Below are 23,859 nucleotides of genomic sequence, written 5' to 3'. Positions count from 1 at the left end.
ACGTTTTTTTATGTATTTTTTTACTAAGTCTCTTCAATATCTCCCTTACGATTAAATTCATAAATATTCTCTACATAAACCTGATGCCAAACCATAAAGATAAGAATCGTCCAAAGTTTCCGGCTGTTGTCTTTTTTATTGGTCACGTGATCCGCTAGTAAATTTAACACTACCTGTTTATTGAAAATAGTCTCTGTTTGGCTGATATGTATTAAATCCATTGCCCATTCATATAACTCATCTTTTAACCAATGACGAATGGGAACAGGGAAACCGAGCTTTTTCCGTTCCACCACATGTTCAGGCACGAGTCCTTCTGCTGCTTTTCTCAAGATGTATTTGGTTGAATTGTTTTTTATTTTCAGGTCGGTATGTAGCTTCGATGCTACTTCGAAAACGTGTTTATCTAGAAATGGAACACGCAATTCAAGTGAATGGGCCATTGTCATCTTATCTGCTTTGACTAATATATCGCCCTTTAGCCAAGTGTGGATATCTATATTTTGCATTTTCGTGACCGAATCATAACTCATTGATTGTTGATAAATTGGCTTTGTGATGGTTGTATAATCCAAATTCGATTTATAGGTTCGAAGCAATTTCCTTTTCTCATTTTCTTCAAACATCTTGGCATTTCCAATATATCGTTCTTCCAATGGTATAGTCCCGCGTTCAATGAAGCTTTTCCCTTTAAATTCTTCAGGAAATATACGACTGAGGACTTTCAATATTTCTTTAAACCGTGGAGAAATATGATTAAATATCCTTAGAGAATGCGGTTCTCGATAAATATTATAGCCACCGAATAACTCATCTGCCCCTTCTCCTGACAATACAACTTTTACTTGCCTTGCTGCTTCCCTTGCTACGAAGTATAGCGGAACTAATGCCGGATCGGCCAAGGGATCATCTAAATGCCAAACGATTTTTGGTAGTTCCTCAAGAAATTCCTGTGATGAAATCATATAGCTGATATTTTCCAACTGGAGGACATTTGCTGTTTCTTGTGCGACATTTACCTCACTGTAACCACTTCTTTCAAAACCGACCGTAAACGTTTTAAGCCGTGGATTCACTTCCTTTGCCAATGAGACAATAAAGGACGAATCAATCCCTCCTGAAAGAAATGCCCCCACCGGTACATCACTGCGCATATGAACACGAACTGAATCGGTCAAAACATCGCGGATTTCATGGATTAGTTGATTTTCAGAAGAATGAACTTGCTGGAATTTCGGGGTCCAGAAAGAATGAATTTCCATTGGTTGCTCCGGTTTCTTAGTGAAATAATGACCAGCCGGCAACTTTTTAATCAATCTCGTCATGGTGTTGGGTTCAGGTACATATTGGAAGCTCAGATAATGCTGAAGTGAATCGTCATCCAGTTCATCGGATTCGACAAAAAGGATTGCTTTCTTCTCAGAAGAAAAATACGTCATTTCCTCATTTTCTAAGTAAAAGAAGGGCTTAATGCCGAAATGGTCCCGAGCTCCGAATAAGTGTTGTTCCTCTTTGTCCCAAATGACAAATGCAAACATCCCTCTTAATTTGTGCACCATTTTTTCTTTAAGCTCACTATATAAGGTAAGAAGGACTTCCGTATCCGATTCACTAGAAAATTCATGACCTTTGGCTATTTGTTCTTCCCGTAGTTCAATGTGGTTATAAATTTCTCCATTAAAGATAATCCAGTAACGTTCATTCTCATAAGAGAACGGTTGATGACCGCCTTCGATATCTAGTATACTCAGCCTTCTAAATCCAAAGCTTACGTACTCATCAACAAAACACCCTTTGTCGTCAGGCCCTCTATGGGCAAGTAATGAAGTAATTTCATTCATTTCCTGTACTCTTAGGTCACTTATTTCTTGAGGTTGATTATAAAAAAACCCTACAAATCCACACATAACAATCTCCTGCCTACGTATATTTCCAACGATAATGATTGATATGCGGGCTACCTTTCACCTATGTTCAAAATTTGTGTACTTTTAAACAACCATCATTTCTTTCAGTGCTGTAGAGAATTCTGAGTTCTGTATTTCAATTGTGGCTTGGTTTACTAAATGTGCAAGAAACGCTTCTTCATCAAAATCTTCAATATCGATTTCGAATCGATCCAATTCCAACTGGACTTCTTCGTTAACATTCGTTTCAATTTCAATTAAATCCGAAAAAATCAAGCCCCATCTTTTCTCTTCATATAATGTTCCAGCAATTTTTATGATAGTTGAACTGACCGTGGAAGAAGGAACAGAGTAATGATTCTTAATCCAGATAGATGTCTCATCATGATTCGCAACAAATTCTAGAACCTCATATCCTAAATCAAAATTCTTCTTAAACTCTACTTTGTTCATAGTCTTCCTCCCCAATTTTCAATAGATTACTGTCACTATATCCATTTAATCCAGCGATTATACCAATTTACTATGTTGTTCTACTCTATTATTTTTTCTTAAATAGAGTTCCTTACATATCAAACCAATGTGCTATTTTCAAACATTATGAGTTTGGTAAACTTGGAAGATATGATTTGGCTCACAGCTTCAAAAATTATTAATTTTTGTCTTTTTCAGACTTATAATCAGCAACAACTAACACATCTAAATGTCGGACTAAACGCAATAGCTTTTGAACTACCGATCCTTTCATGATTTCTTCCACACGTGTTCTAGCTGACTGTCCAATAATGACTTGTGTTGCTTTTCTTTCATTTAGCTTATGAACTAATTCATACACGACTTTTCTTCGATGCGATGTTTCATATATTTCAAACTCTCCACCAAGTCTTTCTGTTAATGACTTCACTTTATTTGACATAGATTCCTCTGATTCTGAAAGAGTAGCATGATCTTTTACATAAATTACATACCACCTGGCTTTCAATCGATAAGCAATACGAAATCCCCTTCGAATTAGCCGTTCACTGTCATTCCCTAAATTTACACAAACAAATATTATTTCCTGTTTCCGCCAAGGCCCTCTTAACGTTCGACTTCTCTCCAGAGACTCCAACCTCTCGTCAACATCATCTGCTACTTCACGTAGCGCCAATTCCCGTAACGCAATCAAGTTACCTGTTCTAAAAAAATTATTTAAGGATTGTTCAATTTTCGTTGTATCATATATATTCCCTTGCTGCATCCGTGTTCTTAAAGCTTTAGCTGAAATATCGATTAATTCTATTTCATCTGCCATTCGAAGAATATTGTCTGGAACTGTTTCGCGAACTCGCACTCCCGTAATTTGTTCAACACTATCGTTTAAACTTTCCAAGTGTTGAATGTTCATAGTAGAAATCACTGAAATCCCAGACTTTATTATTTCTTCGACATCAATATATCTTTTTGAATACTTACTAGTAGGGATATTCGTATGGGCGAGTTCATCGACAAGAACAACCTCAGGGTTCCGCTTTAAAATAGCTTCTGTATCCATTTCTTCTAAAATGACATGTTTATACTTCACTTTTTTTCTAGGAATGAACTCAAGGGTACCAACTTGTTCCAGTGTTTCTTTTCTTCCGTGGGTTTCCAATAAGCCGATCACTACGTCAATTCCACTTCGCTTCAAGATATTTGCTTCACGAAGCATCGTGAATGTCTTACCAACTCCTGGGGCAGAGCCGATGTAAACCTTTAAGGTGCCATTTTTAATTTTATGAACCTCATTTTCAAGTTCTTTATGTGATAGTCGTCGGTATGGATCTGGCGTCAGAATTTCTGATTTTTTTGCAGGTAGAATCCGTTCTCCTTCTTTTTCTGTACGATCTGCTACGATAAACAAATCTATATTTTTTGTTTTTCGCAGTATTTTATTCAAAATTGACCCATACATCACTTCATCCAATCTGCTACGTTTTGTTTGCCCCACGACTATACGGGTGATTTTTTTCTTCGTAGCGTAATTGTAAATTTCATCAGCTACATCCTCATTGATGATAGGAAGTTCTTCAAAAGAACCACCTATTTTTCCCACAAGTTTTTTTATTTCGCGTCTGAACGATTCTTCATTTTTGGTGAGGTTTCTTTTTGATGAACGAAAACAGACAACAAGGAGTTCTGCTCCTAGTCGCTTGGCTATTTGTTGGCCACGACGGATTAAGATGGACCCGTTCCAATGGTATTGAACAGATACCAATATTTTTTCAGAGGCACCTGATGCTCCTAACATCCCTTGTTTTTCGCGATAAGAATCCAATACCTCATTTACTTCTTCTGCTACAAACCTTAATGAGAGTTCTCTAAGCACCGCAAGATTGTCACGCAAATATAATTTATCTCTTCCTTTTGATGTAACAATGGTTCTTTCAATTGTTCCATCCTGTAATCGCTTTAGTATGGATTCAGGGGTCACATCAATGAGTTTTACTTCATCAGCTAAATCTAATGTGTCTTCGGGAACACAATGATCAACTTGTACGCGGACACCTAAAGTTTCTTCAGCTACTTCTCGTACACCTTGCAAATCATAAATATTGACCGTTGTAATCACACTTATTTTTTTATTGATTAATTCTAAAACATCGTCTAATCTTGTTTTATTTTTAGCTTGTGGGGAATTTCGATGTGCTAACTCATCTACAAGAACTAATTCAGGATTTCGCGCAAGAATCGCTTCCATATCTAAATCACATTTTATTATTCCTTCATTGTTCCACTCAATCGGAGCTATATTTTCAAGCTGTCCAATTTGTTCAACTGTCTTTGGATGGTTCGATACACTAACTAGTCCAATCACGACATCTATCCCACTCTTTTTCATTGCATTCCCTTCTAGTAACATATGATAGGTTTTACCTGACCCGCTCACAGCTCCTAAAATAATTTTCAAGTAACCTTTATTTACTTTTACTATTTCCTGAAGCAGTTCTTCCGGTGACTTCCTCCGAAATTGGTCTACCATCTATCAATCACCTTCCTTTTGCAAGGTAAAAAGAGAGAGTCATTTCACTCTCCCTTTTCTCCTACTTATTGCTGTTTATCAAGAGCCAAATTGAGGTTCAATACATTTACACGTGGTTCACCAAACACACCTAACTGACGTTCTTCCGTATGTTCCTTAATTATTGTTAATAATTCTTCTTCACTAACTCCCCTTTCAGCTGCAATTCGAGGAACCTGTATCTCAGCAGCTAATGGTGAAATATGTGGATCCAGACCTGATCCAGAGTTGGTTAATAAATCTGCTGGAATATCTTTCTTTTGAATATCAGGATTATTTTTTAGAAATATGTCAATATCCGATTTAGTTCGTTCAATCATATCTTCATTCGAAGGCGCATAGTTTCCGGACCCAGAACCTGCTGCGTTATTATCTATAGAAGAAACTCTTCCAGAAAAGTACTTTGGGTCATTAAATGTTTGGCCGATTAGCTCAGATCCAACTACTTTCCCATCTTGATCCGTCAATAAGCTTCCCTCTGCTTTTGCTGGCATAATTAGTTGCGAAAAACCTGTCATCGCCAATGGGTAACCTACCCCACATATGAAAAGTAACACGAGCGTTAATCGTAAGTTTTTTAACATGATTCGTCACCTTTGCCTTCATTATTTTATGTTAAATTTATCAAAACTAGCATCAAGTCAATTATTTTTATACCAATAAAAGGAATCAAAACTCCGCCAAACCCATAAATAAACAGATTACGGTTTAAAAGCTTAGTCGAGCTCATCGGAACATATTTTACGCCCTTCATTGCTAAAGGAATCAGCAAAGGAATGATTATTGCATTGAAGATCAGTGCAGATAAAATTGCACTTTGCGGTGTTGCCAAATTCATAATGTTCAGAGCAGCCATTTGAGGAATAGCTACCATGAACATCGCAGGAATGATGGCAAAGTATTTTGCTACATCGTTTGCAATACTGAAGGTTGTCAATGCTCCCCTTGTCATTAACAGCTGCTTTCCGATTCCCACTACTTCAATGATTTTTGTTGGATCCGAATCTAAATCAACCATATTAGCAGCTTCTTTAGCAGCAGTTGTTCCACTATTCATGGCAAGACCAACATCTGCTTGAGCAAGAGCTGGGGCATCGTTGGTTCCATCACCTGTCATCGCAACAAGTTTACCCTCAGATTGCTCTTTTTTTATAACAGCAATTTTATCTTCTGGCTTTGCCTCTGCAATAAAATCATCAACCCCGGCTTCGCGGGCAATAGTTGCAGCTGTCAAAGGATTATCGCCAGTACACATCACCGTTTTTATTCCCATTTTTCTTAATTCATCAAAACGCTCTTTCATTCCTGGTTTAACTGTATCTTTTAAATAAATTAATCCTAAAATTCGGTTACCATCTGCTACGGCAAGTGGCGTACCACCTTCCATCGCAATTTCCTTCGTTTTCTCATCCAAATCACTTGGAACTGTTCCACCTTTTTTCATTACATAATCTTTGATGGCATTGACTGCACCTTTACGGACTTGACGGCCGTTTGCAAAGTTCGTTCCACTCATTCTCGTCTCCGCTTTAAACTCCACTCCCTCAGATCCGGCTGCATTTAGTTCTGATGCAGAAACACCCATTTTTCTTCCTAACTCAACGACTGATCGGCCTTCTGGCGTCTCGTCATGGAGTGAAGTATGAAGAGCCACTTTATTTAATTCTTTTTGATTTACATTTTCTACTGGAATAAACGTTGCAGCCATCCGGTTACCAAAAGTAATTGTTCCTGTTTTATCTAGGATGATTGTGTTAATGTCACCAGCAGCTTCTACTGCTTTCCCTGACATGGCAATCACATTAAACTGTGTAACCCGATCCATTCCTGCAATACCAATAGCTGAAAGAAGGCCCCCAATGGTTGTTGGAATCAAACAAACTAGCAATGCAATTAATGTTGAGATCGGAATGTTGGCATCCACATAAGATGCAATGGGTAATAATGTTGTACAAACAATTAGAAAGATTAATGTTAAACTAACGAGCAATGTATTTAGCGCAATTTCATTCGGTGTTTTTTGACGTTTTGCTCCTTCAACCAAACTAATCATTCGATCAAGGAAAGATTCACCTGGATCTGTCGTTATCCGAATTTTGATGCTATCACTTATTACTCGTGTACCACCTGTTACCGAGCAGAAGTCACCGCCTGATTCTTTAATGACAGGTGCAGATTCACCAGTAATTGCTGACTCGTCAACAGAAGCAACACCTTCAATAATTTCTCCATCACTCGGAATCAATTCGTTCTCTTCAACAACAACGATGTCCCCTTTTCTTAAGTCAGTCGAGCTGACCATTTTAAAGCTTCCATCTTTTTGGAGCAGCTTTGCTTTTGTATCTTGTTTTGTTTTTTTCAAGCTGTCCGCTTGCGCTTTTCCTCTTCCTTCAGCCAAAGCTTCTGCGAAGTTGGCAAATAGAATGGTAACCAATAGGATAAAGCTGACGATTCCGTTGTAAAAGGCATTGGACTCTCCGCCAAACATCGTTGGAAAAATTGTTAGAATTAGCGTAACAATAAATCCTATTTCAACTACGAACATGACTGGATTTTTCGCCATAAGTCGTGGATCAAGTTTCTTAAATGAATCAATTATTGCCCGCTTGACAATATCATTAGTCAGCGTAGCTTTATGCGTTGTGTTCATTGGGGTACTCCTTTATGTTCTATTTTCTTTGCTTATCGAATAGTTAACCATTCAGCAATCGGCCCTAACGCTAGTACAGGGAAAAATGTAAGCGCACCTACGATGACAACTGTTGCCAGTAAGATGACCAGGAATGTGCTGTTGTCTGTTTTAAAAGTACCCATTGTTTCGGGAACCGGTTTTTTGGCTAATAATGAACCAGCTACTGCAATCATCGCAATCATTGAGAAGTAACGGCCAAACAACATAACCAAACCAGTTGAGATATTCCAAAACGGTGTGTTATCTCCTAACCCCTCAAATCCAGAACCATTGTTTGCTGCCGAAGATGTAAACTCATAAACAACCTGAGAAATCCCGTGATATCCTGGATTCGAAATCGCTGATGAGCCCATCTCAGTAGCCAATGCGATTGCTGAGGGAACAAGAATAATTAACGGATGAATCAATATGGTAATCGCAATCAATTTCATTTCTTTTGCTTCGATTTTTCTTCCTAAGAACTCGGGTGTTCGACCTACCATCAATCCTGCCAGGAATACGGCAAGAATAGAGTACATCATGATATTGATGAAGCCTACTCCATCTCCACCGAATACACTGTTGAACATCATTAACACTAATGGAACGAAGCCTCCTAGGGGTGTTAATGTATCATGCATGTTATTAACTGTTCCTGTCGTCGCTGCGGTTGTAACTGTGGTAAACAAGGCACTTTGAGCAATACCAAAACGAACCTCCTTGCCTTCCATACTTCCATTTTCTTGAGAAAGACCAATTTTCTCCAGTTCCGGATTTCCATTTGCTTCACTAAAATAAGTAAGTGATAAAAAGGCGAGGAACATGAGTCCCATGGTTGAGAATAGGATGACCCCTTGTTTACGGCTTTTAGCCATTGCTCCAAATGCAAATGGCAGAGCTGTTGGAATTAAGAACATGGCCAGAATTTCTATGACATTGGAAAATGGTGTTGGATTTTCAAAAGGATGAGCCGAGTTAACACCAAAGAATCCTCCACCGTTTGTACCTAAGTGTTTAATTGATTCCAGCGCTGCAACAGGACCACGCGCAATTTGCTGCACCGTACCTTCAACTGTTGTCGCGGATATTGTGGCACCCATCGTTTGCGGAACACCCTGAGCAACTAGAAGCAGTCCTACAACTATGGATAACGGGATTAAGATACGTGTATTTGCCCTTACTAGGTCAACATAAAAGTTCCCGACACTTTTTTGACCAGTGATTCCACGCATGAATGCCAAACATAAGGCAAGACCCGTTGCCGGTGTTGTAAACATCAAAAACATAATGACGGTCATTTGGGAGAAGTAAGATAACCCTGATTCCCCGCTATAATGCTGTAAGTTCGTATTCGTCAAGAAGCTAACTACAGTATTGAAGGCTAAGAAAGGATCCATTGCAGCAATCCCACTTGGATTGGCCGGTAATATCCCTTGCAAACGAATAATGAGGTAACAAATGGCAAACATGACGATGTTACTAATCAATAAAGCTTTTGCATATTGTTTCCAGTTCATGCTCGTTATTGTGATACCCGATATCTTATAAATGGCTTTTTCTACGCCACCAAAGACTTTATCAAGCTTTGTTTCTTCCAAAGAAAACACTTTGGCAATATAGCGCCCCATCGGAATTGCCAGTAGCACAACCAGTAGTAATACAATTCCTATTTGTAAAAAATCCATTTTTGTTTCCTCCATCTATTTAAAAAATTAATACTTCTCAGGATGAATTAAGGCATCGATTAGGTAAACTGTTAGTCCTCCGACTAGAATCAATAAGAAAATCATTACTTTCCGCTCCCTTGTTCATCTACAACTTTGTCGCAAAAATGAATGAACCCCAAAAATATTGCAAAAGATGAAATAATTAATGCAATTGAAACGATATCCATACTTTATCTCCCTCTCTTTATTTGTGAATTATATTTTCTCAAGCCCCGTCTTCAAAAATCACCTCCTTTAAAATTGTCCATACAAAACGCACATCTTTGAATGGTCTCGAGCGTTTGCCTGGAAATAAAAAATAGGCCAATGTTTACTTCTTCCCCACAGTTAAATTCAAACAAATCCATCTCAATCCACACCCCAGTGGGATGTGTCGATGAAAATTTTTGAAAATCAACTTTGTTGGAGAAAAAGTACACATTGGCCTACTTAACGCCCAGCAAGCAATAGCTCTAGCTCTCTTTGCGTTCTGTCTTCCTGTTTCCTTTTTCAAAAGTTCAGTTAAAGTGCCTTAAGAAGTTGGCACTCTAGCTAAAAATCATATATTAATAAACATATAAAAAGACCTACTACAGTCCCCGGGCTTCCTTTTCCGCCTAAAAAAGGCAACAAAAAAAGACTCCCGAAATCAAGGTGGTCTTGTGACCTCCTCCGCTTTAGCCGACGAAGTTAGCTGACGGGTAGGATGGCGAAAGAGCATCTCATCCTTTCTACAGACAACTGTAGAATTAACCCCAAAAAATTGGTTCCTCCGTTCCTGATTGCTCAGGACTAAGCCGATATGTTATTTTCTGTTAATAGAATGTATATTACTCTTGACCCTTTTTTATGTATACAGGCAATTAGAACTATTTTTCGACTTTTGAATGTTCAATATGGATCGGAAAATTCAAAGTTCCTATTATTCAGGAATTTTTACGTTTGTATTTTAACTGAGTGACTATAAAAATAAATTCATATTGACAACTTTAACAACGCCTCAGTAAGATAAGTCGTTAAGAAGATGAAAAATATAATCCACCGGAGGAAATACAGTTGCCAATCTCACAGAAGAAAAAGTTAGAAGCTGATTTAAGTGAAGCATTTATAAAGCTGCAACGGGAATTACTCGGTCGTGGCCCACAAGAAACGAAAACCTATATTGTAGGAGATATGGTGATTGCACGATTTAAAGGGGTTCTTACCGTGGAAGAAAAACATCTTGTTACTCATGACAACGGACGGAAACTGGTTAAACAGATGCGACAAGTCCTGCGCGAAATGTACAGTAAGGATTTTGAGGGCATAGTTGAAAAATGTACAGGTTCTAAGGTACTCTCAAGCCATGCAGATATAAGTACCAAGATGGGTGAAAGAATTGAAGTTTTTATTGTGGACAAGGACTTGGAGAAATCTTTAGATTAAATACGATAAAAAAATAAAAAAATTCATGGTTCAAACCATATTCATTTGTATGAGATTTTTCGTCGATTACTTTTTCACATTTTACCAATACCTCACTATGGCAAAGGATGGTTTCTGATCAAACTCTTTTGTTTTTATTCTCCTTCCTTGAATCCTCCCGCCAGCTTGTCGTGGGAGGATTATTCAATTTAGATGCTGCCTCCCAATGATTTCGAAAATAGAAAAGAATCCAGCAAATTACTTACACGCTGGATTCTATTATCTAATTTAGTGATAGAAATAAGAAAATACGCATTTCAATCAAGCTTTTGCCTTTTCATTAAATGATTGCAAAACCTGCTTTAGCGCATCTCTGAACTCAGGTTCTGTAAACTTTTTAATGCTTATGAACTGTCTTTTATCCATACGATGACGATATTCAGACAAATAGCCAACAAATAAATAACCATTTCCCGATAGATGCAATTCTTGTAATACATTCTCTTTGCGAATTGGACTATTGGGATAATAGTAAGCCGAACGATTATTCGAGACTTCTTTACGCTTTAACTCCGGAAACTCATCTAAGATATTTACTACCTGTTCATAAGACATCGGCATGTTTTAGCTCTCCCTTGTTCAGAGTATTGTTTCTTTCCTCTCATTTCGAAATATGCCCCTAAATAAGATTTTTCATCCTGACAAGTAATGCTGTAATTAAAAGTTACTAGAAGTCTATACACATAATGATAAGTTCAGCCTCCTTCGCTAGCCTTATCATTGTAAACAGACCGAAAATCCCACTAATGGTTTTCCATTCATGAGTTCGTAATTATTTTCTGACAACTTTCATATACTATTTCTAAAAAGCTATATTAGGGGAGTATTTGACGATGAAACCTGAATATGTGGATCAAAAGGAAATGGAATTGCGTCAAAATCAAGATTTTATTGCTTCTCAAAATATGGTCGCTGAAGGTGCACCCATTTATTATCTGGATAAAGACGATACAGAAGTTGAAAAAAAAGATACACTTTAATTCTCGGGCACCAATAATCTTCATAAAATAATACTCAAAAAACCCAGTAACTCTTAGAGTCACTGGATTTCTTTTTTATTGGCTTTTAAATTTTATGTTGTTTATCCTACATTTGCGCTAGCCGCAAATGTACTCTGTCGATTGTTCTTCAATATCAACAGCATTCTTTAATATAGCCTTTTTTAATAATAGGGTCTTTTCATTTGATCTATTGAAAGTCTGGTAAAGGAGCCCAGCCTTTCTCAAATCCATTTAACTTGCATACTCATACAACTTCTCAGACTGATGGAAGTCGTATGTCTCCATGTATTGTTTAACATAGACGCCACCCGTTTTCTTAAACAATTGGTTTCGTGCATCCAAATTTATTGAGAAAGCGCTCAGCATAAACTGTTCTTAATTTGGCACTGCAAAATGAATACAGTAAAAGGGGGTTTTTGTTAAAAATAGGTGGTTGAGAGTTAATGTCTTATCTTAGTACGCCATCGACAATACCTCTTCCCCTCCTGAAAACGGCTTATCCGTATTTTAAGAAGATGGGTTATGGGCTTGCAACTGAGACTTATGAGATTAAATTATATGTTATTATATGGAAAAGGGAGAAGTGGCACTATCTAATAAATATGCATTACCTATTGTGGAGAAGTATCGAAAAAAAAATGAACTCGTTTAATCATTATTTGAAATTGATGTTTATCCATGCATAAGTAAGGGGTATCATTTCGTGGAGAATTGCTGTCCAATTTTCGGATGATTTTCGTCGTAAGGAACCATAAAATTTTAAAAACGGAGGTTAGGGTCATAACAGAATTGAAATGGGATGGAAAAGTCACCGTAGATGTAGATCAAGCTACTTTTACTTTTACAGTTAAAAATAATAGTGAGCAGCCAATAATTCTAGAATTTCCAACGAGTCAGTCTTATGACTATTCAGTGTATAATGCCCAAGGAGAACGAGTGTATCATTTTAGTAAAGGGAAAATGTTTCTCCAAGCACTTCAATATAAAACGTTAAACAAAGGAGAACAAATTCAATTTGAAAGTATCTGGAATTACAAAACGAATGAAGCGGAGAGAGTGCCGGCAGGAATGTATACAGTAAACGCAATATTGACCATTCGGAAAATAAATGACACACTCGTTCATTCACAGCCTTCTACTACGTTTGAATTTTATATTCCGGCTGAAAATACTGCTTTCAAATAGTGTAAATTGRGGGAAAGTGTAACTAATACAATATAAGTTGAGAGCTCTTTCTATTATGTTCTTGTTTTCGATTGAACGGGAGTTTAAAGAAGTATCAAATGGGTTAATAGCAACACTAAAGGACTGACGATGAATATCGTCAGTCCTTTAGTGTTGCTGGTAAAATATCACATAAATTAGATGCGCTTTTCTAGAAATATGGGATGAATATTATAGTACTCTTTGTGCCCACATGAAGTGTTTTTGTGTCCATGGTCCCCAAACAGAAAAAGTTTGTACACTGTTTGCCGTGTTTAGATTGCTGATCCATTGCCCATTCCCCATATAAATCCCTACATGAGAAATAGTTTTGCTGTTGCTCGCAAAGAACATTAAATCCCCTTTTTTCATATTCTTAAATGAAATTGACGTTCCGATATGTGATTGCTCACGGCTAGTTCTAGGCAAGTTCACGCCAAATTTAGCATAGACATGTTTAGTCCAGCTACTACAATCTGCTTTGTAAGGTGCTAGGCTATAATCTGCTCCGTACACGTATTTTGTTTGTGTTTTAAGAACCTTTGCATAGTCAACAAGATCAGATGCTTTGTCCGGTGTTCTAACAACAATAGATTGACCAATATTAAGTTGATGAGGATTTTTGATTTGCGGATTTAATGATCGTAAATCCTGATAGCCCATTCTGTATTTATAAGCAATGCCGTTTAATGTATCACCTTTATGCACTGAATATGTTGCACCTGCGACTCCCGAAAATGAAAGCGTTAACATAAATGATAGAATCAAAATTCTTGTAAGCTTTTTAATAGAAGTTCATCTCCTCGTGATTAATTAGTTGGTATTTTTTTCTTACACTTGGTACAAATTCTGTAATACGTTTTGGTAAGGTCTACTATGTAAAAATATGTAGGTAGAGCGCTTGCAAACTGTTGGCTAATTATTAAAAGCAACAGCACGAAGGGTCGTTATGTATTTGGCTTAACTTTTTTTGAGTATAGCATGCAAATTATATAGGAAATGGTGGTAATTATTACCGAACATCATTTCCCCTACAACTGTCCACACTTCCAATATTTACTGGCATGTAAACTTAATAATTTCTAAAGGTTTCAATTTCAATATTGACTAGAAATTGAATTATCTTTAATAAATCCAGCAGATATTTACATACAAAAAAACCAGTATCTCGATGAGGTACTGGTTTTACATCTGTAGTTTTATTCAAGGAAGTTGTTCTGCTAACAATCAGACAACCACCATCCGAAACACGAGTCTTAATCACTTAATAACAAATCGTGTCTCGCTATAGCCTTCTTTCGACTTTCTCACTTCCAATATCGCTGGAATAGCTGTTTTCAATTCCTGAACATGAGAAATAACGCCAATCATACGACCTGATTTTTGCAAGTCAATTAGTGTGTCGATTGATTTGTTCAATGATTCTTCGTCTAGCGATCCAAATCCTTCATCAATGAACATCGTATCGATGGAAACATTGCCTTGGAAACTTTGAATGACATCGGCCATACCTAACGCTAAGCACAATGAGGCGTTAAATTTCTCTCCTCCGGAAAGCGTTTTGACATCGCGTGTTTGTCCCGTATAGGCATCATAAACATCTAGTCCCAAACCACTTTGTCTTCCTCTTGCTTCTTGACGTTCACTTCGAATCAAATGGAACTGTCCATTCGATAAGTTCTTCAAGCGTTCATTCGCCGACACAATAATTTGTTCAAGGTATTCAATCTGCAAGTATCGTTCAAATGAAATCTTCATTCCATTTTGGCCTCTGATCACGTCATACAAGTCGGTGATTTGATTGTATCCCCGTTCTTTCGCAATGGCTTTTTTACTGGATAACACTATGCTACTAATTAGATTGTTCGCTGCTTTTTTATAATCATTTGATAGATTTACTTCCTGTAACGCCTTTTCATAAACTACTTTCAAAGAAGCAAGTTCATTTTGCAAATCGTTTAAATCGACTTTCGTTTTGTTTGCAAGTTTTATGGACAATTCAGCCACTTGTTCAATCAGCGTATGTCGAGATTGTTTAAACTCCAAAATTTGCTCTTTTAAGGTAGTTCTCTCTGAATCTCTTAACTTTGCTTGTTGATAAGTTTCATCTGATTCAAAAGCCGAGGACTCGAGGGCCTTCGTAAATGCAGCATTTGCCTTATCTAGTTTAGCCTTTGTCTCTTGCAAAGCTTGTTCGGTATGTGCAATCGTCAAAACAGAAGAAGCATGTTGTTCCCTAGCTTCTTGACGAAGTTGTTGCACCGCTTTCCATGCATTTTCAAGTTTGGTTTTGCGTTCACTTGTTTCACGTACTTGTTGTTCTAATTGAGACAAGATGCGCACTTCGGCTGGAATCGATTGTAATTTATCTTCATAAATCGCTTTGCTTTTTTCGTAAATAGATTGTGCTTCTTGATGATTTTTTGTTATCTCAACTTTTCTAACATCCAACTCTTGTACAGTTAGTGACAGCTCTTGGTGTTGTTGTTTTATTTTTCGAAGCACGTCTTTATCTTTTCGCATTTGACTGACTTCAACATCAAATTTAAGACGAGATTCATCCAAAGTTTCATAGACCTTATCAGAATGCGTTACATCAACACCGAACCCAGCTACTTCTTGCTCTTTAATCGAGAGTTGCTCCATCATAGCGTTTTGTTTGGCTGAAGCGTTTCGATAGGAACTGTCTACTTGATTCAAAGTCAATTTTACTTGTTCGAGTTGTTCTTTCGAAGGAGCAACAGTTTGATCTTGCTCGTTCTTATTTGGATGCTCCACACTGCCACATACTGGACATGCATCTCCGTCATGTAAATGATCCGCTAAAACTCGAGCTTGATTGCCAAACCACTCATTTTCAAGCGTAGTGTACTCTGTTTTCACCGTATTATAGTGTCTTTCTTTATCAAGAGTTTCAGTTTCTTGTGTTTTCATTGATTGCTGAATGGACAGAAACTCTTTTAACACTCGGCATTGTTCATTTAGCTCGCTAAGTTTTTGTAACTTATCATCAAATGGAATCAACTGATTTTCTAGCCGATCCATATCAAGCTTTAAAGCTGTAACAGCTTCATTTTTAGAGTTTACTTGTTCCTCGATTTCCTTGACGTTTGCTAATAATTTATCGACTTCATTCTCCATAACTTTTAACTCGGACTCTTTCGAAGTCATATCTTTTACTATTGGCAAGAAATCATTTAAACGGACGAGTGACTCGCTTAGTTTTTCACGAATCTCCTGCTTGTTTTCTTCTTCAATATATTGAAGGTTCATATGCTCTAACTTTTCCTTCGCTTTTGCCTCTGAAGTAACCGCTCCATCCCAAAGCTGCTGTTTCTCCAGTACTTCTTTTTGAAGTTCTTTAAAGTTTCGTTCGATTCCTTCGATTACGCTTGCTCGTTCTGCCTTTTCAAGTTGCATTTCTTTGCCTTCAAATAAAGGTAACTGTTCCGTCAACTTCTGCAGCTTCTGTTCTTTTGTTTCCCATTCGTCAAATCGTTCATTCAAGCTTTTGGCTTCATGGAATTCACCTGACTTACTTGTATGGTTCTGGTAAGCATCTTCGTATTTAAAGTGATCTTGGCGGATTTTCTCTTCATAGTAAGAAGATTCTTCTTCCAATCCCGAAATGACTTGGTGAATATTGTAGTGTTCCTGGGCAAGCACCTCAAATATGGTGGATTCGCGTTTCGGAAACGATGCAGCGATATTTTGAATGTAACTGTTAGTCGTGCGTTGCTCAATTTTCAATTCTTCTTCAGCAAGTGCTTTCTTTGTCTTAAGTCGTTCACTAATCATTTTATAAGGCTCGGTTTTAAAGATTTTCCGCAGAATATCTTCTTTGTTTTCTGTCTCAGAAGTTAGTAATTTTCGAAACTCGCCTTGTGGCAGCATCACAATCTGGATGAACTGATTTTTTGTTAGTCCAATAATTTCATCAACTTTATCATTAATTTCTGACACGATTTGGCGTTCAACACATGGAACTTCACGGTCTATTAGTTTTTCATAAAACTCATATTTTTCACCCGTCAATCCTTTATTGCCTTTTTTCACATGCCCTATTTGGCGTAGGATTCGATACGTTCGCTGATGTATTTCAAATACCAGCTCTACAGATGTATGGACATGGTCCTCTGCAAAGTCACTGCGCATAATACGTGATTCACTTCGATCCGAACCACTTGCCGAACCATATAAGGCAAAGCAAATCCCATCAAAGATGGTCGTCTTGCCCGCTCCAGTGCTTCCGGATACGACAAATAATTGGTTGCCTTTAAGTTCGGTGAAATCAATGACTTCTGTATGTTTATAAGGACCAAAAGCGGTCATCTTTAAGGTAATGGGTCTCATATTTTCAGCCCTTCCTTCTTACCTGGGCTAGTGATTTCCTGTTGCTCCAGTAAGAACTCTTGAAGCACTTCTTTAAAAATATCCTCAGTTTCTTCCGATGCAGGTACCCCTTTTACTTCTTCGTAAAAAGCGTTAAATAACGCTAAGTCATCCATTTTACGACGTGAACCTACCGTGGTTTCTTCATTATCTTTGACAGCAGACAACAGTTTACGTTCTACATGCATTGCATTTGGGTAAACCGAGCGAATCTTTTCCATAGGGAATAAAATCGGTGTTTCATCCAGCAATTTCACAAACACATAATCGTGATTCATTTCATGCTGCAAAATGTCTTCCATTTTTCCTTCAACGGTGCGAATGTCGCGTTTAGGTTTGAGTAAACGCTTTTCTACACTGACATTTCCAAGCTCGTCCATCTGAACAATATGGAAACCTTTTTGATGATGCTCTTCAGAAATTGAATATTTCAATGGAGAGCCCGAATAACGGACCGTCTCATTCAAGACATAATGTGCTTGATGCAAATGTCCAAGTGCCGTGTAGTGGAACTTTTTGAAGTGTGAAGCACTTACATACTCCGCTCCACCAATTGCAAGCGGCCGTTCCGAATCACTCGTATTTTCCTCTTCTTCCCCGTGAGGTGTCACAAAGGCGTGTCCTACCAGCACATGTCTCTTAGATAAATCCATCGAAGACTCAATATGTGCAACCATTTTCTTCATGGCATCATCATGAGTGCGGATCTCTTCATCTTCTAATACATGCCGAACTTGAGAAGGATCAGCATACGGAACTAGATGGAAATGAACTTCTCCGTGTGCATCCTGTAACACAATCGGCTCTAATTCTTTCTTCAATTGGCCCGTAATATAAAAACCATTCGATTTCATCATACGGCTACCAAAGTTCAAACGCCCCGGGCTATCATGGTTCCCCGAAACGGCAATGACAGGTGTTTTCAGTTTCAATACAATCGTTTCAAGTACTTCGTCCAACAAATTCACCGCGTCCGTCGGCGGTACTGCCCGGTCGTATAAGTCTCCCGCGATAATAACGGCATCCGGTTTTTCTTCGGCAATCGCCTCAGTAAATTGTCGCAACACGTATCGTTGTTCGTCCGTCATTGAAACTCCTTGTACTAACTTACCTAAATGCCAATCGGCTGTGTGGAAAAATTTCATCATGTGCTCCTTTCATCATTCATCTGGATTATAATTCTCAGTAGTTTCTCTACATTTATCTTACCTATATTTCAAGCCAACAAGATTTCCAAAATAAGTATTATTATACATGATTACGATCAGGTTCCTTGAAACCAAAAGAAAAAACACCAGTAAGATATGAATCTTACCAGTGTCTATACTGTTTCCAATTTTTGAAGCTTGCGATCGAATATGATATTGCCAAACGGAATGAAGGCAACAATCACAGCGATAACGCTATAAATAAACGGCCATCTCACGATAAAAGTCATATACGCAATTACCAGGCAATAGCTGACAAACAGAAACCCGTGGATTGAACCAACGACTCTCACAGCTTCTGGCATTCCAAAGAAATATTTTAATGGCATCGCCAGGAATAATAAGATTAATAGAGAACTGCCTTCCAATAATCCCATGAAACGGAATCGCTTAAGTGGTTTTTCAGACATTATAACCCCTCCTGCTTTCTACACCCCTCATTATAGAGAGGCGAGGGGTAGAGTGTACAGTCATACCGTCCTAATCAAGTGATTTTATCGAAAGGGTCTTCAAAGATTTGTCACAGTAAAGGTCTACTTATTTACGACAGGAATCCAGATCTCTGAATAATAATCTGCCTGACTGGCATCTTCGATCGAATAAACTTCCATTTCAGCCGAACCGCTTGGGCGATAAGAGCTCGACGGGAACCATTCGCTGTAGATTTTCTCCCACATTGATTGAATTGCTTGAGGCATCGGGCCTACTACTTCAAAAACAGCATAAGTCGCCGCGGGGATTTCCATACGGTCATAACGTGCTGGAACCTCGTCTCCATCATAAGCAGTAGCAATCCAATACTCTAAAGTACTTGCAGCTGTATCAATCATGCGACAGACTCCAAGCATTCCTTGCACTGCGCCATTATTCAACGCGACCAATTCGTCATCCACTCCGTTTTGATGAACTTCTTGCCACATTTTTGGAATCTCTCGTGTATTTTCCCCGTTTTCACACGAGAACTCTCTTTTCACACCAATAATCGGAAATGCCTCTTTTTCTTCAATTCGCACCTTCATCGGTAACGCCCCTTTCAATTGTACAGAGATGACCAAACGATTGTAGGAAGTGAATCCTTTTTTTGAAGATCGCGCTTCAGATGGCGATAACCCGTGCTGCCGCTTGAATGCCTTCGCAAAAGATTCCGGTGTCTCATATCCATATTTGAATGCCACATCGATTACTCGCACATCCGTCAATGCGAGCTCCTCCGCAGCAAGAGTCAACCGGCGGCGGCGTACATACTCCATCACACTCATGTCAGTCAGAACCATGAAAATTCTTTGAAAATGAAATACAGATACATTCGCTTCTGCAGCGGCATCTTCCATTTTGAAAGCAGTCTCTAAATGATTCTCCAAATAATCTATTGAGCGTTGAAGCGCTTCTATCCAACTCATTCCATCACCTCGTAAATTTATCTTATTCCTATTTCGACATTGAATCCTGTCTTTTCCTGCTCTATTCGGACAGGTGGACGGTTTTCTTCATATTGAGCGGACTCTCAGTCTGATTTTTTGGCGATGATGTCTGAAAAACCTTCATTTGACTTAAAAAATCAAAAAACGAGAGAGGTTACATATTAGATATTGGTTAACTTGTAGTCTTATAAAATATCGTCAATCTGGATAACTTAGCTACTCTCATCAAGAGCTTGATGATTAAGAATCCAAGTGCCGCACCAATCGTATTGAGAATGATGTCGTCAATATCAAACTGGCCAATTTGAAGGAAAAACTGTAACACTTCAATAGTAAACGTTATGATCATGCTTCCCACAAACAATTGAGTGAATGATTGATATTTTTTAAATAGGATGGGAAGGAAAATGCCCAGAGGGATAAAAATCAACACATTCCCTAACGTATTGTTGATGATAATGTCCACATTGAATTTATCCGCACCCATTAAATATTCAAAAGTATTTCCAAATGGGATCAAATTCGAATTTTGTTGCCATGTGGCTAAATCGAAGAATCCATTAGATTCTGGCGAGATATAAAAGTATTGATTGAAATCAAATTTATAATTAATGATTCTCGATAATATCCTCAAGAAAAGTAAGTTACTTAGAACAATTAAAGAATAGATGCCAAATAAAAGCCAATTAATCTTTCTGAACATTTTATAGTATGGAAATATAGAGTGTTGGAATCCTTCTTCTATACTTTTCTCATCCCCAAAGCTTTGCAATGCTTTTTGTGTGGATTCTGAATCCGAAAATCCCTGCTCCAGAAATTCCTGTTTCAATAAAAGGATATGCCCTGTCATTTCTTCAGTCATTTCACTTTTTTCATGTTCATCGCAATTAAGTTCACTTACGATCTTCCTAATGTAGGCTTCAATGGTTTGATCCATGCTATTCCCTCCGAACATACTTTGATTAAGTCACTTATCTTCTCCCATTCTTGTAACTTCCGAGCCAACTCTTTTTTCCCCGAATCTGTAATGCGATAATATTTCCTTCTTGCACCGACCTCTGGATTATCCCAATAAGATTCAAGCCATTTTTTGTTTTCCAAACGTTTCAAAGCTGGATATAATGTTCCCTCACCCATGTTATAAAGTTCTCCACTATTATGTTTTAATGTCTTCACCATTTCATAACCGTACATGTCTCTTGTATTTACAATGGACAGAAGTAATATATCGATACTTCCTTTCATGATTTCCTTATCCATTAACACCTCTCCTTATGTTTAATAACTTTTTACATCGTAACACGATGTATATTGTTCTACAATGTTTATCAAGAATATTTTTCCATAATTATTTTTAAGTGAATGACTTCCTTTAATTAGTATGGTTAAATGACTTCAATAGCGCTAAAAAGGAGAATACCAATGATCATTCATGGACACCTAGTAAAAGGGAATGATGTCGATAACGAAACACGTTGCCTTCATTACCATTCAGAAATCGATCGAATCGCCATCAAGTTTTATTGTTGCGATACCTATTATCCTTGTTTCTCCTGCCACAAAGAGGTTGGATGTGATTCTCCTCAAGTTTGGCCAATTGAACAGTTTAATCAAAAAGCTATATTGTGTGGCGCTTGCGGACATGAATTGACCATTGATGAGTATCTGTTTTGTAACTCCACTTGTCCAGCTTGCCAACGTGAGTTCAATCCAGGGTGTAGCCTCCATAAGCATCTTTATTTTCAAACATAAAAACTCCCCTTCCATTAAGGGGAGTCCGGCATTTCCTCAAACTACTTTTTCGTAAAGTACTTCAACTTCTTTGCCTCCTTTCTTTAATAGAACCTGGACTTCTCAACTAGTTCGCTGTAAAAACATATGTAGACAACGCATGTATGAAAGGAGTTTTCTTTACTGCTTCTTCCAACAAATTCACTTCGGATTTGATTAGTTCTTTTAATTTCAATGGCATATGGACTATTCCTTCAAGCTCCGTTTGATAATCACTAATTGTCATATCTACTTCCCATTTCCCATCTTGGAGCTTTGTAGAAGATATGGATTGCTCATCGTTAATCGTCCAACCAGCACTCTCAGCAATTGTCGTTAAATCTTTTGGTGTGAACAATGTCCGTACATTTGAGAAGCTGTTCTCTTTGAAGCACTCATATTGAGCTTGAATATGCACCGCTAAAAAATGAGGATATTGCTCAATGGTTTGAAGTCGTGGATCCCATTCAGCAAAACACAATTGTTTCGCCCATTTCTTCGTTTTCTCCAACAATGCTTGTAATTCATCTGCCGATTTCAAATACCAGGAACAATGCGACAGAACAACGCAATCAAATGAGTTTTCAGGAAAATCGACTTCCGCTGCTAACACATCCAACTCAAACTCCATGCGTATTTGTTTTCCTAGCATTGATTTCATTAAATATTCTCCTGCGTCTCCAACAGTTATTGGACTTCCATAACTAGGTGGAGCAATGTCCACCCCGTGCACAAAGCCTTTATCCCCTACTAAATACGCAAGAACTGCCGTCGTATCACCTTGTCCACAACCTATCTCAAGTACGCGACTACCTTCTCGAATTCCCCAAAACTCTGCAAGCTTCAAGCGGTGTTCAGTTTGCACGCACTGTATGTCTTTCATTTGTACATTCGTCGCCATACTGTCCACTATGTGTTGAATTTTTTCAATGCTCATCGGACACCTCTTTTTTTGCTTTATCATATCATTCCATCTTTAATTCTTTTGATTATCCATTGGAGGATATAGGTCAAAAATCCTTTTTATTCAATTTTCTCTCTTTTCCCGTAACTCTTTTTGCTTTCTCACGGTCTAATCAGTATTAATGAAAGGTGGTTTTAAAGATGAAAAATTCGCTAAAAGCGGTTTCGACAGCAATCATCCTCATTGCATTGGGAGGCTGTGGAACATTTGCAAATACAAGTGAATCAGAAGAAGGAAACACAGGCTCTGGAGATGAAAATAACGAAATCGTCGCTGGCTCCGTTGTGTCAAGTCTGTCAGAAGAAAGTACAGATGGCGCCCACCAATTTGTTTTCCAGCTGAGGAATGACAAAGAGGAAGACGTTAAATTATCGATGAATAGTTCGCAGTCCTTTGATTATCAACTAATCGATAGCTCAGGTACAGTTGTCTACAAGGATTCCGATAACAAGATGTACACACAAATGTTGCAGGAAAAAATCTTGAAACCCGGTGAAATTCTTGAGATGAAGTTTGATGCAACGGAAGGTCTCTCTAAGTTACCGGCCGGAAAATATACACTTGAGGTTTGGTCAACTGCCAATGAAGCTGAAGATTGGAAGGTCTCCACAGAAGTAACTTGGGATGGCACTGGTTCTTCATCTGCTGGAGAGAAATTGAAGGTTGAAGAAACATCAGTTACTTATGTGGGACTCCAGGATGTGAACTCCATCGAAGTGAAAAACGAACAAAATGAAGCGGAAGCAATGAGATTGTCTGAAACAGCGAAACCATTCTTTGCTGAGTTGGAAGAAGGCGCAAAAATTAAAGTATTCTACGTGATCATTGATGGACAAAAAGTCATTCAATCTGCAGAAAAAGAATAAACCACTGCAAAAAATTAGGACCGAATCAGTCTTTTTGAACTGATTCGGTCCTTTTTGTTGGTGCGAAAATCATTTTGTGCAACCTGGCGAGGCATTCTGGGGTTAGTCTAAAAAGTGTACACGCCTGAAAGAGAATCTTTATACTAAAAGAAACTGGGCGGAGGCGCTGAAATTGAATGGGAAACATTATTCGCATGAGTACAAAGAACAAATAGCTAAAATCATTGTCGAAGACCGACGCAGAGC

The 23,859-nt window shown here is 38.0% G+C and carries 21 protein-coding genes and 1 riboswitch; of the genes, 5 read left to right on the top strand and 16 right to left on the bottom strand.

Translation table 11 applies throughout. The features are described 5' to 3' along the window. Positions 1 to 23 precede the first annotated feature (23 nt). The 7 genes from asnB to AC1DSK_RS00075 all read right to left on the bottom strand — a co-directional run bounded on the left by asnB (position 24) and on the right by AC1DSK_RS00075 (position 9,408). Positions 24 to 1,907 (bottom strand): asparagine synthase (glutamine-hydrolyzing), encoded by a 1,884-nt coding sequence (gene asnB, locus AC1DSK_RS00105; protein ID WP_477546060.1) that lies wholly within the window; start codon positions 1,905 to 1,907, stop codon positions 24 to 26. An 84-nt stretch (positions 1,908 to 1,991) separates the two neighbouring features. Continuing rightward, positions 1,992 to 2,360, bottom strand: a complete 369-nt coding sequence (locus AC1DSK_RS00100; RefSeq protein WP_477531106.1) for a hypothetical protein — start codon at positions 2,358 to 2,360, stop codon at positions 1,992 to 1,994. A gap of 199 nt (positions 2,361 to 2,559) precedes the next feature. Then, positions 2,560 to 4,908: a universal stress protein gene (locus AC1DSK_RS00095; protein WP_477546059.1), complete on the bottom strand. Its 2,349-nt coding sequence runs from the start codon at positions 4,906 to 4,908 to the stop codon at positions 2,560 to 2,562. Positions 4,909 to 4,973: 65 nt separating this feature from the next. Beyond that, positions 4,974 to 5,531 carry a potassium-transporting ATPase subunit KdpC gene (gene kdpC / locus AC1DSK_RS00090; protein WP_477546058.1) on the bottom strand — a complete coding sequence of 186 codons (558 nt, stop codon included), beginning with the start codon at positions 5,529 to 5,531 and terminating at the stop codon, positions 4,974 to 4,976. A gap of 26 nt (positions 5,532 to 5,557) precedes the next feature. Next, entirely contained in the window at positions 5,558 to 7,597 is a 2,040-nt protein-coding gene (gene kdpB / locus AC1DSK_RS00085; RefSeq protein ID WP_477546057.1) for a potassium-transporting ATPase subunit KdpB, read from the bottom strand. 32 nt (positions 7,598 to 7,629) lie between these two features. Beyond that, entirely contained in the window at positions 7,630 to 9,303 is a 1,674-nt protein-coding gene (kdpA, locus tag AC1DSK_RS00080; RefSeq protein WP_477546056.1) for a potassium-transporting ATPase subunit KdpA, read from the bottom strand. 27 nt (positions 9,304 to 9,330) lie between these two features. Next, on the bottom strand, positions 9,331 to 9,408 hold the full coding sequence (locus AC1DSK_RS00075) for a potassium-transporting ATPase subunit F (protein WP_081637833.1): 78 nt from the start codon (positions 9,406 to 9,408) through the stop codon (positions 9,331 to 9,333). A gap of 581 nt (positions 9,409 to 9,989) precedes the next feature. Next, positions 9,990 to 10,133: riboswitch (cyclic di-AMP (ydaO/yuaA leader) on the bottom strand. A 247-nt stretch (positions 10,134 to 10,380) separates the two neighbouring features. Between AC1DSK_RS00075 and AC1DSK_RS00070 the strand changes: the two genes are divergently transcribed. Beyond that, the gene (locus tag AC1DSK_RS00070) at positions 10,381 to 10,749 is read left to right on the top strand and encodes a Na-translocating system protein MpsC family protein (protein ID WP_477546055.1); all 369 of its coding nucleotides are present in this window, start codon (positions 10,381 to 10,383) and stop codon (positions 10,747 to 10,749) included. Between the two features lie 300 nt (positions 10,750 to 11,049). Here AC1DSK_RS00070 and AC1DSK_RS00065 read toward each other — a convergent pair whose 3' ends face one another. After that, entirely contained in the window at positions 11,050 to 11,349 is a 300-nt protein-coding gene (locus tag AC1DSK_RS00065; RefSeq protein ID WP_477546054.1) for a hypothetical protein, read from the bottom strand. A 272-nt stretch (positions 11,350 to 11,621) separates the two neighbouring features. Here AC1DSK_RS00065 and AC1DSK_RS00060 point away from each other — a divergent pair, with 272 nt between their 5' ends. Then, positions 11,622 to 11,768 carry a hypothetical protein gene (locus AC1DSK_RS00060; RefSeq protein WP_477546053.1) on the top strand — a complete coding sequence of 49 codons (147 nt, stop codon included), beginning with the start codon at positions 11,622 to 11,624 and terminating at the stop codon, positions 11,766 to 11,768. An 810-nt stretch (positions 11,769 to 12,578) separates the two neighbouring features. After that, positions 12,579 to 12,974: a BsuPI-related putative proteinase inhibitor gene (locus tag AC1DSK_RS00055; RefSeq protein WP_016428571.1), complete on the top strand. Its 396-nt coding sequence runs from the start codon at positions 12,579 to 12,581 to the stop codon at positions 12,972 to 12,974. A 210-nt stretch (positions 12,975 to 13,184) separates the two neighbouring features. Here the strand turns inward: AC1DSK_RS00055 and AC1DSK_RS00050 are convergent, their stop codons facing one another. From AC1DSK_RS00050 to AC1DSK_RS00020, 7 genes are all read right to left on the bottom strand, one after another. Continuing rightward, positions 13,185 to 13,700 carry a C40 family peptidase gene (locus AC1DSK_RS00050; protein ID WP_477597995.1) on the bottom strand — a complete coding sequence of 172 codons (516 nt, stop codon included), beginning with the start codon at positions 13,698 to 13,700 and terminating at the stop codon, positions 13,185 to 13,187. Between the two features lie 552 nt (positions 13,701 to 14,252). Further along, entirely contained in the window at positions 14,253 to 17,345 is a 3,093-nt protein-coding gene (locus tag AC1DSK_RS00045; RefSeq protein ID WP_477546051.1) for an AAA family ATPase, read from the bottom strand. Beyond that, positions 17,342 to 18,529 (bottom strand): exonuclease SbcCD subunit D, encoded by a 1,188-nt coding sequence (locus AC1DSK_RS00040; protein ID WP_477546050.1) that lies wholly within the window; start codon positions 18,527 to 18,529, stop codon positions 17,342 to 17,344. The genes AC1DSK_RS00045 and AC1DSK_RS00040 overlap by 4 nt, the downstream gene beginning before the upstream one ends. Before the next feature lie 176 nt (positions 18,530 to 18,705). Further along, entirely contained in the window at positions 18,706 to 19,002 is a 297-nt protein-coding gene (locus tag AC1DSK_RS00035) for a DUF3817 domain-containing protein (protein WP_016428575.1), read from the bottom strand. A gap of 123 nt (positions 19,003 to 19,125) precedes the next feature. After that, positions 19,126 to 19,992 carry an AraC family transcriptional regulator gene (locus AC1DSK_RS00030; protein WP_477531100.1) on the bottom strand — a complete coding sequence of 289 codons (867 nt, stop codon included), beginning with the start codon at positions 19,990 to 19,992 and terminating at the stop codon, positions 19,126 to 19,128. 193 nt (positions 19,993 to 20,185) lie between these two features. Further along, complete coding sequence (locus tag AC1DSK_RS00025; protein ID WP_477546049.1) at positions 20,186 to 20,950, bottom strand: VanZ family protein; 765 nt, start codon at positions 20,948 to 20,950, stop codon at positions 20,186 to 20,188. Next, the gene (locus AC1DSK_RS00020; protein ID WP_342542357.1) at positions 20,911 to 21,273 is read right to left on the bottom strand and encodes a PadR family transcriptional regulator; all 363 of its coding nucleotides are present in this window, start codon (positions 21,271 to 21,273) and stop codon (positions 20,911 to 20,913) included. The genes AC1DSK_RS00025 and AC1DSK_RS00020 overlap by 40 nt, the downstream gene beginning before the upstream one ends. 162 nt (positions 21,274 to 21,435) lie before the next feature. Here AC1DSK_RS00020 and AC1DSK_RS00015 point away from each other — a divergent pair, with 162 nt between their 5' ends. After that, on the top strand, positions 21,436 to 21,765 hold the full coding sequence (locus tag AC1DSK_RS00015) for a CHY zinc finger protein (protein WP_477546048.1): 330 nt from the start codon (positions 21,436 to 21,438) through the stop codon (positions 21,763 to 21,765). Positions 21,766 to 21,871: 106 nt separating this feature from the next. Here AC1DSK_RS00015 and AC1DSK_RS00010 read toward each other — a convergent pair whose 3' ends face one another. Next, positions 21,872 to 22,720 (bottom strand): class I SAM-dependent methyltransferase, encoded by an 849-nt coding sequence (locus tag AC1DSK_RS00010; RefSeq protein ID WP_477546047.1) that lies wholly within the window; start codon positions 22,718 to 22,720, stop codon positions 21,872 to 21,874. A 167-nt stretch (positions 22,721 to 22,887) separates the two neighbouring features. Here AC1DSK_RS00010 and AC1DSK_RS00005 point away from each other — a divergent pair, with 167 nt between their 5' ends. Beyond that, complete coding sequence (locus tag AC1DSK_RS00005; protein WP_477546046.1) at positions 22,888 to 23,613, top strand: BsuPI-related putative proteinase inhibitor; 726 nt, start codon at positions 22,888 to 22,890, stop codon at positions 23,611 to 23,613. The last annotated feature ends 246 nt before the right edge of the window (positions 23,614 to 23,859 follow it).

It is taken from the genome of Paenisporosarcina sp. P4_B8, from assembly GCF_056402175.1.
The sequence above is the reverse complement of the archived record's forward strand: the minus strand, read 5'-3'. Positions and strand labels throughout refer to the sequence as shown.